At 42.5% G+C, this 12,879-nt stretch carries 16 protein-coding genes, 7 tRNA genes and 1 rRNA gene; 23 read left to right on the forward strand and 1 reads right to left on the reverse strand.

Features of this window, described 5'->3' with window-relative positions; genetic code table 11:
- Positions 1-3 precede the first annotated feature (3 nt).
- On the reverse strand, positions 4-612 hold the full coding sequence (locus tag ACFOZY_RS08905; RefSeq protein WP_378154482.1) for a rhomboid family intramembrane serine protease: 609 nt from the start codon (positions 610-612) through the stop codon (positions 4-6).
- Positions 613-680: 68 nt separating this feature from the next.
- Here ACFOZY_RS08905 and acpS point away from each other — a divergent pair, with 68 nt between their 5' ends.
- From acpS to ACFOZY_RS09020, 23 genes are all read left to right on the forward strand, one after another.
- The gene (gene acpS / locus ACFOZY_RS08910) at positions 681-1,037 is read left to right on the forward strand and encodes a holo-ACP synthase (RefSeq protein ID WP_378154484.1); all 357 of its coding nucleotides are present in this window, start codon (positions 681-683) and stop codon (positions 1,035-1,037) included.
- 110 nt (positions 1,038-1,147) lie between these two features.
- A complete protein-coding gene (locus tag ACFOZY_RS08915) occupies positions 1,148-2,155 on the forward strand; it encodes a LolA family protein (protein WP_378154486.1) in 1,008 nt (335 codons plus the stop codon).
- Positions 2,156-2,220: 65 nt separating this feature from the next.
- On the forward strand, positions 2,221-3,333 hold the full coding sequence (gene alr / locus ACFOZY_RS08920) for an alanine racemase (RefSeq protein ID WP_378154488.1): 1,113 nt from the start codon (positions 2,221-2,223) through the stop codon (positions 3,331-3,333).
- Positions 3,334-3,484: 151 nt separating this feature from the next.
- Positions 3,485-3,763, forward strand: a complete 279-nt coding sequence (locus ACFOZY_RS08925; RefSeq protein ID WP_378154490.1) for an antitoxin endoai — start codon at positions 3,485-3,487, stop codon at positions 3,761-3,763.
- 4 nt (positions 3,764-3,767) lie between these two features.
- The gene (locus ACFOZY_RS08930; protein WP_378154492.1) at positions 3,768-4,118 is read left to right on the forward strand and encodes a type II toxin-antitoxin system PemK/MazF family toxin; all 351 of its coding nucleotides are present in this window, start codon (positions 3,768-3,770) and stop codon (positions 4,116-4,118) included.
- Between the two features lie 150 nt (positions 4,119-4,268).
- Entirely contained in the window at positions 4,269-5,108 is an 840-nt protein-coding gene (locus ACFOZY_RS08935; protein ID WP_378154494.1) for an STAS domain-containing protein, read from the forward strand.
- On the forward strand, positions 5,083-5,445 hold the full coding sequence (locus ACFOZY_RS08940) for an STAS domain-containing protein (RefSeq protein ID WP_378154496.1): 363 nt from the start codon (positions 5,083-5,085) through the stop codon (positions 5,443-5,445). Before ACFOZY_RS08935 ends, ACFOZY_RS08940 begins: the two co-directional genes overlap by 26 nt.
- A gap of 2 nt (positions 5,446-5,447) precedes the next feature.
- A complete protein-coding gene (locus tag ACFOZY_RS08945) occupies positions 5,448-5,849 on the forward strand; it encodes an anti-sigma regulatory factor (protein WP_378154498.1) in 402 nt (133 codons plus the stop codon).
- A 15-nt stretch (positions 5,850-5,864) separates the two neighbouring features.
- Positions 5,865-6,860 carry a PP2C family protein-serine/threonine phosphatase gene (locus ACFOZY_RS08950; RefSeq protein ID WP_378154500.1) on the forward strand — a complete coding sequence of 332 codons (996 nt, stop codon included), beginning with the start codon at positions 5,865-5,867 and terminating at the stop codon, positions 6,858-6,860.
- Between the two features lie 78 nt (positions 6,861-6,938).
- Positions 6,939-7,283 carry an anti-sigma factor antagonist gene (locus tag ACFOZY_RS08955; protein WP_378154502.1) on the forward strand — a complete coding sequence of 115 codons (345 nt, stop codon included), beginning with the start codon at positions 6,939-6,941 and terminating at the stop codon, positions 7,281-7,283.
- Positions 7,270-7,740, forward strand: a complete 471-nt coding sequence (gene rsbW / locus ACFOZY_RS08960; RefSeq protein ID WP_378154504.1) for an anti-sigma B factor RsbW — start codon at positions 7,270-7,272, stop codon at positions 7,738-7,740. Before ACFOZY_RS08955 ends, rsbW begins: the two co-directional genes overlap by 14 nt.
- Positions 7,718-8,500: an RNA polymerase sigma factor SigB gene (sigB, locus tag ACFOZY_RS08965; protein ID WP_378154505.1), complete on the forward strand. Its 783-nt coding sequence runs from the start codon at positions 7,718-7,720 to the stop codon at positions 8,498-8,500. Before rsbW ends, sigB begins: the two co-directional genes overlap by 23 nt.
- Positions 8,501-9,100 carry a PP2C family serine/threonine-protein phosphatase gene (locus ACFOZY_RS08970; protein ID WP_378154507.1) on the forward strand — a complete coding sequence of 200 codons (600 nt, stop codon included), beginning with the start codon at positions 8,501-8,503 and terminating at the stop codon, positions 9,098-9,100.
- Positions 9,101-9,194: 94 nt separating this feature from the next.
- Entirely contained in the window at positions 9,195-11,363 is a 2,169-nt protein-coding gene (locus ACFOZY_RS08975; RefSeq protein ID WP_378154529.1) for a Tex family protein, read from the forward strand.
- A gap of 51 nt (positions 11,364-11,414) precedes the next feature.
- The gene (locus ACFOZY_RS08980; RefSeq protein WP_378154509.1) at positions 11,415-11,879 is read left to right on the forward strand and encodes a SprT family protein; all 465 of its coding nucleotides are present in this window, start codon (positions 11,415-11,417) and stop codon (positions 11,877-11,879) included.
- 147 nt (positions 11,880-12,026) lie between these two features.
- Positions 12,027-12,101 (forward strand) — tRNA-Asn (locus tag ACFOZY_RS08985).
- A 7-nt stretch (positions 12,102-12,108) separates the two neighbouring features.
- Positions 12,109-12,180, forward strand: a tRNA-Glu gene (locus tag ACFOZY_RS08990).
- A gap of 10 nt (positions 12,181-12,190) precedes the next feature.
- Positions 12,191-12,265, forward strand: a tRNA-Gln gene (locus ACFOZY_RS08995).
- A 4-nt stretch (positions 12,266-12,269) separates the two neighbouring features.
- Positions 12,270-12,345 (forward strand) — tRNA-Lys (locus tag ACFOZY_RS09000).
- Positions 12,346-12,412: 67 nt separating this feature from the next.
- Positions 12,413-12,499 (forward strand) — tRNA-Leu (locus tag ACFOZY_RS09005).
- A gap of 5 nt (positions 12,500-12,504) precedes the next feature.
- Positions 12,505-12,581 (forward strand) — tRNA-Arg (locus ACFOZY_RS09010).
- Between the two features lie 18 nt (positions 12,582-12,599).
- A tRNA-Gly gene (locus ACFOZY_RS09015) sits at positions 12,600-12,673 on the forward strand.
- 143 nt (positions 12,674-12,816) lie between these two features.
- A 16S ribosomal RNA gene (locus ACFOZY_RS09020) occupies positions 12,817-12,879 on the forward strand; the annotation flags it as partial.

Consider the following 12,879-nt stretch of genomic DNA (forward strand, 5'->3'; position numbering starts at 1 on the left):
TCTCTATTTTTTCTTTTTCCAGCTGGTAATCCGCTTTGGATGGAAATAACTTAGACCAATAAGAAAACCGACAATCAGCCCGGTGATATGGGCAGTCACGTTGATGTTTGGGTTAATAAATGTCATGATGACACTAATGATAATAATCGGCATGACCAACTGTTTCAATTGCGGCATGGTTCTTCTTGTATAGTAGACGAGTGCTCCAAAAGCCCCGAGTATCCCAAAGATTGCGCCGCTTGCACCAACATGTCTGAAATTCAGATCATACAGGAAATAACTCGAAAATGTACCGAAAATACCTGCGAGAAAATAAATCGTCAAAAATCGCACTCTTCCGCAAAGGCGCTCCAACTCGGGGCCAAAGAGGAATAATGAGAACATGTTGAACAATAAATGCATCATGCCAGCATGCAGGAACATCGGTGTGATGAACCTCCACCACTCTCCTTCTGCAATTAAATAATTATAACCGATGCCCAACGTGTACACGTAATTTCCGATGAACGGCAGCATCGTAATTAAATAAATGATGACATTGACTGCAATGAGAGTCGATACTACTGGATATAAACGTAGATATTCTGAAAAACTTTCCCTGCGAATAAACATGGATCCACCTCAATTTTGTATCATTATTATAACTATAGACAGACCAAAGTGGAAAGGGGGAGGACTCGATGATTAAAGGTATAGGCTTGGATATCGTTGAAATTGAACGCATTCAACGTCTGGAGGAACGATCTCCAAAGTTTTCCCGTAGAATTTTGACTGAACAGGAGCAGATTCTTTACTCCAATTATACGGCTTACCGGCGAACAGAATTCCTTTCAGGCCGGTTTTCGGCTAAAGAAGCCTTTTCGAAGGCGTTAGGCACGGGAATAGGAGACCAATGCAGTTTTCTTGATATTGAGGTGCTAAAAGGGAACAACGGAGAGCCGAAATTGATGTTTAAAGGTGAACCGGTCAATGGATATGTAAGCATCACCCATACTAAAACCCACGCAGCAGCACAAGTGATCCTGTTGAATGATTAATTAGCTGAACAAATAAGGGATGTCTATTTTTTTGAACGAGCAATAGAATATTGTCCTAATCCTCCTCATAAGATGTCTCAACGGACGGAAAATGAGAAAGGATGAAATGATTGCGGAAACGATTATTAACAGGCGTTCTAATTCTCTTGTCACTAATGCTGGCTGCGTGTGGAGCTGACTCCAAGGAAGATGTTGTAAAAAAGCTAAGTACAAAGTGGACAGAAACGAAGGGCTATGAGCTCGATGCAACAATGGAAATCAAAACTGGATCTGAGCCGCGTGTATATGACGTCAATGTATGGCACACAAAACCCGATTTCTATCGCGTAAAGGTAAACCAAGCAGGCGACGACAATTCGCAAATGATTGTCCGGAATGAAGAAGGGGTATTCGTTGTAACCCCAGCACTTCGCAAGACGTATAAATTCCAAAGCGATTGGCCGAAGCAAAACAGCCAGGCATACTTGATCGGCGCCTTGGCGGATGATATTAAGGCAGACTCGAAGTCCGTCATGCGTGAAGAGGAAAATTCTTTTGTATTTGAAACCCAAACAAGAAACAATCATCAGAAGCTACTGCCTTATCAACATATTTATATTGATAAGAAAACGATGCTTCCGACAAAAGTCTCTGTACTTAACGAAAACAAAGAAGAACAAATCAGCATCACATTCAAGAAAATTACTTTAGGAACTACAAGAAACGCGGCGGATTATGCTGTTGAGAAATTCACTGAATCAAAAGATGATCAGACAGCTGGAGCCGACCTTGACAATAAGGACTTCCAAACAACATATCCAGTATTATCTGCGGACATGAAAATAGTAGAAGAGAAAACTTTCGAAGACGACGGTTCGAAACGCGTAATCATGGCTTACGCATCAGAGGATAAGGATTTCACACTCATTCAACAGGCAGCGGAACCTGATGCAACTTCCTATCTTCCAGTATTTGCGGCTGGCGACCCTGCTGACTTGGGCTTCGCAATTGGAGCGATTACCGACCATTCCATCAGTTGGGAACAAAACGGAGTCTCTTACTTCATTGCGTCCAGTACACTGAGCCGTGATGAAATGATCGAAGTTGCTGCCTCCATGGCACTAAGTGAAGATAAATAATAAATTGACTCATAAATAGGGTAGGGCGGATAATGGATTAAAAGCGTAAAAAAGAGGGAAATCCAATGAATATCCATTACCGTCCAACCTATGCTGAAATCGATTTAGAAGCAATACGATCCAACATTGAAGGGTTAAAAACGTATTTAGATGAGAAGACTGGCGTTATAGCTGTCGTAAAAGCGAATGCTTATGGGCACGGAGATATAGAAGTTGCAAAGGCTGCGATTGAAGCAGGAGCAATCATGCTTGCAGTCGCTACTCCTGAAGAGGCATTGCGGCTCAGGGAGGAATTTCCGGAAACTGATATTTTGGTCATGGGTCCAGTATCGCCTGCATTTGCGGAAGTGGCAGCGGCCGAGCGAATCATGTTGACTGCATTCTCGGTTGAATGGATGAATAGGGTTTTGGAGGAAGCGGACAAGTTTCTTGTTCCGCTTCAAGTCCATGCCAAGGTCGATAGCGGGATGGGTAGAATCGGCGTCAGATCGATTGATGATTGGGAAGAGCTCATCCATCTTATTCGTACAAGCAGCCACTTCATACTGGATGGCATCTATACACATTTCGCTACAGCAGATGAAGAATCCAAATCATTTGTAGACGAACAAGCAACGGTGTTCAAGGAATTTATAAGTCAACTTCCTGAAAAGCCAAGATTGGTCCATGCAGCGAACAGTGCAGCAGCTTTGCGGTATAGACAGCTGCAATTCGACGCTGTCCGTTTTGGAATTGCTATGTATGGATTTCCGCCATCTCCTGTTGTAAAAGAAGTACTTCCTTATGAGTTGAAGCCCGCACTTTCGCTATATAGTGAAATCGCTCATATTAAAAAGGTGGAAGTCGGATCGACCATTGGCTACGGCCAGGCGTATACGGCAGAACAAGAAGAATGGATCGCGACGCTTCCGATCGGTTATGCTGACGGTTTACAACGTGGTCTTTCAGGGCAAGAAGTAATTATAGGTGGGGTGAGAGCCCCAATTGTAGGAAGAATATGTATGGACCAATGCATGATTCGCTTGTCTAAGGAATACTCTATTGGAGAACAGGTGGTGTTGATTGGGAAACAAGGAGAAGAAGAAATCCGAATGGAAGAGTGGGCAGAACGTCTACAAACTATTCCATATGAAACAGCAGTGTTACTAACAAATCGGGTAAACAGAGTCTATAAATAAAGCTTTACACACAGTACAATATTCGACAATATCCGGAAGAAACATAAAAGATTGTCAAAAACTTTCCTTCTTTGTCTTTTCATGAATCTATTTCGATGTTAAGATGATTCTATATGAAAAAGAGGGTTCGGGATTGTTGGAGGTGTTGGCTGTGACTGGAACTAAAAAAATGCGGGAAGTCATCGTAAAGCTTCCGAAGCAATATTTAGATGAAATCGGACATACAGTCGACCGCGATTGTGAACGCGGGGAATTTGTGTATGTTTCGACAAAAAGATATACAAGGCATTACCAATCAAATCAAATACGGGAAGCCATGATGAGAGGCTATGTGGAAATGTCACATATCAATTTATCTATTGCATGTGAATGTTCCCACGCGGAATATGAAGCGGAGCATACGGTGGAGCGTCTCGTAAGCGGAGGATGAAAACTTGATTGTAAAACGTGGTGACGTTTTCTTTGCCGATCTCTCTCCGGTTGTCGGATCTGAACAGGGCGGCACAAGGCCAGTCCTGGTGATCCAAAATGATATCGGCAACCGGTTTAGTCCAACGGTGATCATAGCGGCGATCACCGCACAGATCCAAAAGGCGAAACTGCCTACTCATGTAGAGATCAATGCGGAAAAATACGATTTTGAAAGAGATTCGGTTGTTTTACTTGAACAGGTCAGGACAATCGATAAATCTCGTCTGACGGACAAAATTACACAGCTGGACGAAGAACTGATGGAATTGGTGGATGAAGCCTTGGAAATCAGTCTTGGGCTTGTTAAATTTTAGTATACATATATGATTAAAAGTACCGTGCATGTCGAATGACGCTCGGTACTTTTTTCCATTGTTCTGCATAATACGTGAAGTAGCTTTTATTTTGATATACAATAGTATTACTATGCCCGTGACGAACCGGAGGAGGTATTGTTTTTAGAGATGAATAGAAAGACAGCAGTAAATGTGAGAGAAAATTTCGATGAAATTTTTGAACGATGGTATTCATTAATAGAAAAAGAAAAAGATCAACAGACGTCCAACCTGATGTCAGATAAAGTTATAGATGAGACGCTTCGCGAGTTTGCCGGCCTGATGGTGTCAAGTCTATTTGACGTTGAACAGGACGAAATGCGTGTCCGTAATGTGGCTGATAAGGTAGTGAAGTTTGGGTGGTCAATAACATTTGTTGTTAAGGTGATTAACCAATTTGCTCAAGTAGTTTATATGGTTCTTGTTGAAAAGGAATTAATAGACGTCCACGATTATACAGATCTCTTCTCAACTTGGATTTCCCCAATGAGTGAATCCATTATCGCTAACTATTCGGATTCTTGGGAACGCACAGTTAACCTACAAAAGATTGCATTGCAAGAACTTTCCGCCTCCCTCATACCTGTCATTGACCGTGTGTCGGTTATGCCACTTGTAGGAACAATCGACACTGAGCGGGCAAAACTTATATTAGAGAACCTACTTGAAGGTGTTGTTAAGCACCGTGCTGAAGTTGTACTTCTTGATATTACGGGAGTGCCGCTTGTGGATACGATGGTTGCCCATCATTTAATCCAAGCAGCTGATGCAGTAAGGCTTATAGGTTCCAAATGTATTATTGTAGGGATTCGTCCGGAAATTGCTCAAACGATTGTCACATTAGGCATAAACTTGAGTGAATTTTATACAGCGAGTACTTTGCAGCTTGGGATGGAACAAGCACTTAACTGGACTGACAGGAAAATTGTGGGGGTGAATGTTGATGAATACACGAATTCCAATTCTTAAACTGAAAGATACGTTGATCGTTTCCATTCAATGGGAGATAGACGATCACACGGCAATTCAGTTCCAGGAAGACTTATTAAAGAAAATGCATGAAACTGCGGCTAGGGGAGTAGTCATAGATTTAACTCCTATTGATTTCATCGACTCTTTCATCGCGAAAGTATTGGGTGATGTCATCAATATGTCGGGGCTCATGGGTGCCAAGGTCGTTATTACTGGCATACAGCCACCGGTTGCTATTACTCTGATCGAACTTGGAATCCGGCTTGAAAATGTCATTACTGCTTTGGATTTGGAGAACGGGTTAGAGAGACTCCACAGTGAATTGGAGGCTTGACAATGAACTATCGGTCTTCTGTAGATATATATACTGAATGGGATATTGTTGCTGCTAGGCAGCTTGGCCGAAATGAAGCGAAAGCGGTTGGCTTCGGCACAGTCGACCAGGCAAGAATAACCACAGCTATAAGTGAACTTGCTCGTAACATTTACTTATATGCAGGTAAGGGGAAAATTGAAATTGAAAGATTATCATCCAATGGAGTGCATGGCATCGCTATCATTGCCCAGGACGAAGGTCCAGGAATTGCTGATGTAAAAAAGGTGATGGAAGATGGATATTCCACCTCGGGAGGCCTGGGAGCGGGAATGCCGGGTGTAAAAAGGTTGATGGATGAGTTTTACTTAGACACAGAACCTGGAAAAGGCACCTCCATCAGAGTGGTGAAATGGCTCCGATAAGGAGGGAATTAGTGGATGCTGCAGTTTTCAAAAGATTATAAAGAGATATTACGTCAGTATGTTTTAAGTCAGACGGAGCAGAATTTGTACATAGGCCAAAACTTCAGCCGTCAATTGATTGAAAAGAACATAGCACCAGAAGATGTAATCGGCATCCATAAGGCTGCTCTGGAAGAAATATTTCCGGATATGCCGGAACAGTTATTACACTCATTCGATCTTCTCATCGAAGTAATGATTCGTTATGGCTTAGCTTTAAAAGAACATGAGAGTCTCGTGAAGAAGCAGGAAGAACTGAAAATGGAAATGGACTTAGCGGCAAATGTCCAAGAAACCATGCTGAAAACAAAGGTTCCGCAATTATCCGGATTCGACATCGGATTAGTCTCCATTCCTGCTAAGAAAATGAACGGAGATTACATTTACTTTGTTAGTAATGATGATCAGCATGCAGATGTTGCTGTGGCGGATGTCATCGGAAAAGGAATTCCGGCAGCCCTGTGCATGTCCATGATTAAATTTGCGATGGATAGCTTACAGCATTCCTCGACTAATCCGGACTACATGCTCGACATGATGAATGGAATTGTAGAAAGGAATATGGACGATTCCATGTTCATATCGATGTTCTACGGCAGAATTGATATTAAAAAATCCCGCTTTACGTACGCTTCCGCTGGCCATGAACCAGCTTTGTTATACCGGGCGGCGGAAGACCGCTTCGAGTATTTGGAGGCAAAGGGCATACTTTTAGGGGTTGATCCTTCCGCTGTATTTGAGAAACATGATGTTACTCTAAACAAAGACGATTTTATCGTCATCATGACGGATGGTGTAACTGAGAGCAGGACGAAGGAAGGGTTTATAACCCAACAAACATTGCTGTCATTAATCAGAGACGCAAAAGATTTACCGGCACAGGAAATGACGGATCATATTTTCCAACTGCTTGCAAGATCGCAGGATTATGAACTAAGAGATGACTTTACGATGGTAGTATTAAAAAAATAATAATTTTGCATGTTTAACTGACGATGGATTGTGGTAAATAATATTTACGCAAAAATAAAGATGAATTCGGGGGTAAACATGGATATTTTAGTGGATTTACTTGAGAGCAAGCAAAATATACAGATCAAAGTCAACGGAGAAATTGATGCATATACAGCACCGCTATTAAAAGAAAAATTAGCATCTGCACAGGAAACGGAAGGCTTGAACGCAGTTCTGGATCTGACAGATGTTTCGTATATGGATAGTACAGGCCTTGGTGTTTTTGTAGGATTCTACAAAGCAGTCAAAGCAAATGGTGGCCACGTTAAAATAGTCGGCCTTTCCCCAAGATTGAAAAGACTGTTTGATATTACAGGGTTAGGTGAATTAATGGATATCGAAACAGCTGGAAAAGGTGAAGTGAATAATGAGACCATATGATTATATTGAACTCCGCATCCCTGCAAAGGCTCAATACATCGGAGTGGTCAGGCTCACAATCTCAGGTTTGGCGAATCGTATCGGATTTAATTATGACGATATCGAAGACTTGAAGATTGCCACGAGCGAGGCGATCACAAATGCTGTACAGCATGCCTATAAGGAAGATGAAACCGGAGAAATTGTTGTCGGTTGTGCACTTTATGAAGACAGAATGGAAGTAATGGTGGCGGATCACGGCCAAAGCTTCAACTTCGATGAAACGAAAAAAATGGTTGGCCCTTACAACGAGAATGAGGACGTTCTCTTCTTGCGTGAAGGAGGGTTGGGCCTCTATCTGATTGAAACGCTGATGGATGAAGTCAAAGTCCACCATGAAGAGGGTGTTACGGTCTTTATGACTAAATATCTCCGCGGAGAGCAGGTGGATCAAGATGTCGAACCAATCACCTCCTAATTTCTCCTCAAAGGAAGAAATATTAACTTGGATAAAAGAATATCAAGAAAATCAGGATGACGAAGCCCAAACAAATTTAGTCCTCCATTACCAGCGACTGGTTGAATCGATTGCCCGTAAATATTCCAATGGCAAATCGTATCATGAGGACATTGTACAAGTGGGTATGCTCGGTTTGTTAGGTGCGATTAAGCGTTACGATCCACAATTCGGTCGTAGCTTTGAGGCGTTTGCAGTCCCTACCATTGTCGGGGAAATTAAACGTTTCCTCAGGGACAAAACATGGGCTGTTCATGTACCTCGCCGAATTAAGGAATTAGGACCGAAAATTAAATCGGCAGTAGAAGCGCTGACCACCGAGTTGCAACGTTCTCCACATGTCTATGAAATAGCAGACTATCTGGAAGTGGAAGAGGACGATGTACTTGAGGCAATGGAGATGGGGAAAAGTTATCACGCCCTTTCCATGGATCATGCTCTTGAAGCTGATTTTGATGGTGGAACAGTTACGCTATTTGATATATTGGGTGAACAAGATGATGGGTTTGAAAAAACGGATCAGCGGCTTATGGTCGAAAACGCTCTAAGTGTTTTATCCGAGCGGGAAAAACTGATCATCCAATACACGTATATGGAACAACTTAGCCAAAAAGAGGCAGGGGAACGCTTGGGTATTTCTCAAATGCATGTTTCTCGTCTGCAGCGTAAAGCGATTAAAAAACTGCAGGAAGCTATTTTGGCGGCTGGTGGTGCTACATAAATGGAAGTACTTCAACATGATAATATTGAAGCGTATGTGTATCAGGAAGCCAAGGGTGGAAACAAAGAATCGGGTGATAGTTATTTCACCTACATGAATGAGGATTACTTCCTCTTTGCAATCGCTGATGGATTAGGAAATGGTCCATTCGCAAAGCAATCCTCTGAAGTGATGCCGAAGATCTTAGCTGAACATCATCAGGAATCGATTGATCAGTTGCTTTATCGGTGCAACGAGCAAATGTTCCACAAACGTGGAGCGGCTGTAGCAATTGTCAAAGTGGATTTTGTGAATAAGACAATTTCCTATAGCTGTGTCGGCAATGTCCGATTCTATCTATTCAGTAAAAAGACAGATACTATGAAGTATCCGCTGCCGGTAATGGGCTATTTGTCCGGTCGTCCACAAAAACTGAAGACGCAATCGTATCAGTACGAAGAGGGAGATTTATTTCTTCTCCATTCCGATGGGTTAGTCATGAAGAGCCCGAAAGCGTTTCTTAAGGACAATCCGAACTTATTAAGACTATCAGAAAAGCTTATTGATTCCATTAAACATGATGATGATGCTACGTTCATAGCAGGACGATTACTTCACTAAAAAACTGCTCCATTTGGGGCGGTTTTTTTGTTGTGAAAAGGTGTTTGTTTCTGGATATGATAAAATGGAAGGTAATTGTGAAGGGGTGTTGGCCATGGAAGCAAAAGAGATGCAAAAAAAAATAGCGAAAGATTTGAACGTACGACCTCAACAAGTTGATCAAGTTATTAAATTACTCGAAGATGGGAATACGGTCCCTTTTATAGCCCGGTACCGTAAGGAAGCAACCGGTTCTCTTGACGAGGTTCAAATAAAAGAAATCTCTGATCGGTTTGACTATATGCAAAACCTCAATAACCGGAAGGATGAGGTACTTCGCATTATCGAAGAACAAGGAAAACTAACAGTTGACCTGAAAAATGAAATATTGGCAGCTGAAATACTACAAAGAGTAGAGGATCTCTATCGTCCATACAAACAAAAAAGGCGTACGAAGGCTACAATTGCTAAAGAAAAAGGATTACTTCCTCTCGCTGAAAAACTCATAAAGTTCTTATCGGATTCTCCTGAAGACTATGCAAAAGATTTCTTGAATGAGGAACTGGGCGTAACGACAGTGGAAGATGCCTTGAGCGGAGCCAAAGATATACTTGCGGAACAGTTTGCTGATGATGCATCAATTCGAGATGAAATCCGTAATTTGACATGGAAAGCTGGAAAGGTCGTTTCAACTGTCAAAGATGAGGAATCAGATGAGAAAAAAGTATATGAGATGTATTACTTATACGAAGAGCCGTTGCAAAAAATTGTGCCGCATCGAATTTTAGCCTTAAATCGCGGAGAAAAGGATGGTATATTGCGTGTAGGAATTGATGCTCCGGTGGACCGGATTATGACGGTCATGCAAAACCGGATTCTACCACGTTCATCTTCACCGTCAAAGACTGTGGTAGCTGAAGCAATCGAGGATTCCTATAAGCGTTTGATCCAACCATCCATTGAACGTGAAATGCGAAACGAACTGACGGAGAAGGCAGAAGCCCAAGCCATTCATATATTTGCTGAGAACTTAAAGAACCTGCTTCTTCAGCCGCCGTTAAAAGGGAAAATGGTATTGGGCGTAGACCCGGCATTCAGAACGGGATGCAAGCTGGCTGTAGTCGATGAAACAGGGAGACTGCATGAGGTAGATGCGATTTATCCGCATCCTCCGAAGCCAGATAAAGAGGGTTCTAAAAAGAGAGTGTTGGAAGTGTTGGCCAAATATCCGGTTTCAATAATTGCAATCGGCAATGGTACAGCTTCACGCGAAACAGAACAATTCATTGCCGAATGTTTGAAGGAAGTTGACAGGGAAGTTTCGTACGTCATTGTAAATGAGGCAGGAGCCAGTGTTTACTCCGCTTCCGAATTGGCTAGAGAAGAATTCCCTAAACTACAAGTAGAACAAAGAAGTGCAGTCTCAATTGCCCGGCGTTTACAAGACCCGTTAGCGGAATTGGTCAAGATTGAGCCAAAAGCGGTAGGTGTCGGCCAATATCAGCATGATGTCTCTCAGAAAAAGCTGTCTGAATCACTGAAGTTCATTGTCGAATCTGCAGTTAACTCGGTAGGTGTAAATGTAAATACTGCCTCTTCCTCATTACTTCAATACGTTTCGGGTTTGTCAAAAACAGTTGCTGAAAACATTGTGAATACAAGAAATGATTTAGGGCGCTTCACTTCAAGGAAGCAGTTAAAGAAAATTCCACGGCTTGGAGCTAAGACTTATGAGCAAGCCATCGGTTTTCTTCGGATTCAAGAGGCTGAACATCCGTTTGACGCAACTGACATACATCCGGAAAGCTATGAAGTAGCTGAGCGGTTGTTAAAGGAAGCCGGTTTGGATAAAAACTCAATCGGTAAAGTAGAAGCACAGGAATCATTGGACAAGATGAATCTAAAAGAATTGTCTACGGCCTGGGAAGTAGGGGAAGTGACACTGCAAGATTTGGTCAACTCCTTGAAAAAACCAACCCGTGATCCGCGTGATGCCTTCCCTCAACCATTGCTTAAGAAGGAAGTACTCCAAATGGAAGATTTGGAAGCAGGAATGGAGTTGCAAGGCACCGTACGTAATGTGGTGGATTTCGGGGCGTTCGTTGATATTGGTGTAAAGCAGGATGGACTTGTTCATATTTCTAAATTGAAGCGGGGATTTGTTAAACACCCGCTTGACGTTGTATCGTTAGGAGATATCGTCACTGTATGGGTGGAAAAGGTAGATCAATCAAAAGGGAGAATTTCCCTTACGATGCTTCCGCCGGCAGAACAAGAATCATAAAATGATCAATGCCTGCCCGGGTGCCGGGCAGGCATCTTTAAAGGAGTAAGAATGAACGATTTAAACTTGCAAAGGTTAGTGAGTGAAATTTCGGAGAGCCTATTCGGTAAACCGTTTAGACATAAAGCATACTTTAATCCGAAACTTCGTTCTACAGGCGGACGTTATCTGTTGGGTTCTCATAATATTGAGATCAACCCGAAAGCATATAAGAAGTATGGGTTAGAAGAATTAGAAGGAATCATAAAACATGAGCTTTGTCATTATCACTTACATATAGAAGGAAAAGGATACAAACATCGGGATGCTGACTTTCGAAAGCTATTAAAAGAAACGAATGCGCCGAGATTTTGTTCCGATCTGAGGGAGATACAAGGGAATCAAAGACCCTATAAAAATATGTATATTTGTACAGAGTGCGGTACAAAGTTCAAACGGAAAATTAGAATGGATGTCAAAAAGTATAGATGTGGAAGATGTAAAGGACGGATTGTACTTACTGAAACGCAGGCATGAAAATGCTGCTATGTATAACTTTCAATTAGCGGTTCATAATAGATGCGGAGCTTATAAATTTCCATACGAAAAAAATGCAAAAAATAGTTGACGAATCTTGTCGCACTCTCTATAATAGAAAAAGTCGACAAGATATGTCGCTCTTATTCCGAAGTAGCTCAGTGGTAGAGCAACCGGCTGTTAACCGGTTGGTCGCAGGTTCGAATCCTGCCTTCGGAGCCATACATAAGGCCCCTTGGTCAAGCGGTTAAGACACCGCCCTTTCACGGCGGTAACACGGGTTCGAATCCCGTAGGGGTCATTCTTCATATTGGGGTATAGCCAAGCGGTAAGGCAACGGACTTTGACTCCGTCATGCGTTGGTTCGAATCCAGCTACCCCAGCCATTGCGAGCCATTAGCTCAGTCGGTAGAGCATCTGACTTTTAATCAGAGGGTCGAAGGTTCGAGTCCTTCATGGCTCACCATTTTTATTTTAAAAATAGTGATTGACATTCCTTGTTTTCGTAGTATAATAAGTATTGTCGCTAAAACGCGGTCGTGGCGGAATGGCAGACGCGCTAGGTTGAGGGCCTAGTGGGGGTTAACCCCGTGGAGGTTCAAGTCCTCTCGGCCGCACCAACAAGGCGCCCGTAGCTCAATTGGATAGAGCGTCTGACTACGGATCAGAAGGTTATGGGTTCGACTCCTGTCGGGCGCGCCATAATTACTATTATAATATGCGGGTGTAGTTTAGTGGTAAAACCCCAGCCTTCCAAGCTGGTGATGAGGGTTCGATTCCCTTCACCCGCTCCACTATTTAAAACATGAACCTTGAAAACTGAACAGCAAAACGTCTAACAAACACTTGTTTTGATCCGACCTCCGTCGGACAAAACAGACAACAAATTTGGATATCATAATGATGCCAGCAAAACTTATGAGCTTAACTCATACTCTTTATGGAGAGTTTGATCCTGGCTCAGGACGAACGCTGGCGGCGTGCCTAATACATGCAAGTC

The sequence above is a fragment of the Chungangia koreensis genome (genome assembly GCF_042651785.1).
Classification (GTDB): domain Bacteria; phylum Bacillota; class Bacilli; order Bacillales_A; family Planococcaceae; genus Chungangia; species Chungangia koreensis.

Coding starts and splice junctions, on each gene's coding strand:
- ACFOZY_RS08975 (WP_378154529.1), top strand. CDS start 9,195: ATGGAAGCAAAAGAGATGCAAAAAAAAATAGCGAAAGATTTGAACGTA.
- ACFOZY_RS08940 (WP_378154496.1), top strand. CDS start 5,083: ATGAATACACGAATTCCAATTCTTAAACTGAAAGATACGTTGATCGTT.
- ACFOZY_RS08905 (WP_378154482.1), bottom strand. CDS start 612: ATGTTTATTCGCAGGGAAAGTTTTTCAGAATATCTACGTTTATATCCA.
- sigB (WP_378154505.1), top strand. CDS start 7,718: ATGTCGAACCAATCACCTCCTAATTTCTCCTCAAAGGAAGAAATATTA.
- ACFOZY_RS08945 (WP_378154498.1), top strand. CDS start 5,448: ATGAACTATCGGTCTTCTGTAGATATATATACTGAATGGGATATTGTT.
- ACFOZY_RS08950 (WP_378154500.1), top strand. CDS start 5,865: ATGCTGCAGTTTTCAAAAGATTATAAAGAGATATTACGTCAGTATGTT.
- ACFOZY_RS08935 (WP_378154494.1), top strand. CDS start 4,269: ATGAATAGAAAGACAGCAGTAAATGTGAGAGAAAATTTCGATGAAATT.
- rsbW (WP_378154504.1), top strand. CDS start 7,270: ATGAGACCATATGATTATATTGAACTCCGCATCCCTGCAAAGGCTCAA.
- acpS (WP_378154484.1), top strand. CDS start 681: ATGATTAAAGGTATAGGCTTGGATATCGTTGAAATTGAACGCATTCAA.
- ACFOZY_RS08980 (WP_378154509.1), top strand. CDS start 11,415: ATGAACGATTTAAACTTGCAAAGGTTAGTGAGTGAAATTTCGGAGAGC.
- ACFOZY_RS08955 (WP_378154502.1), top strand. CDS start 6,939: ATGGATATTTTAGTGGATTTACTTGAGAGCAAGCAAAATATACAGATC.
- alr (WP_378154488.1), top strand. CDS start 2,221: ATGAATATCCATTACCGTCCAACCTATGCTGAAATCGATTTAGAAGCA.
- ACFOZY_RS08970 (WP_378154507.1), top strand. CDS start 8,501: ATGGAAGTACTTCAACATGATAATATTGAAGCGTATGTGTATCAGGAA.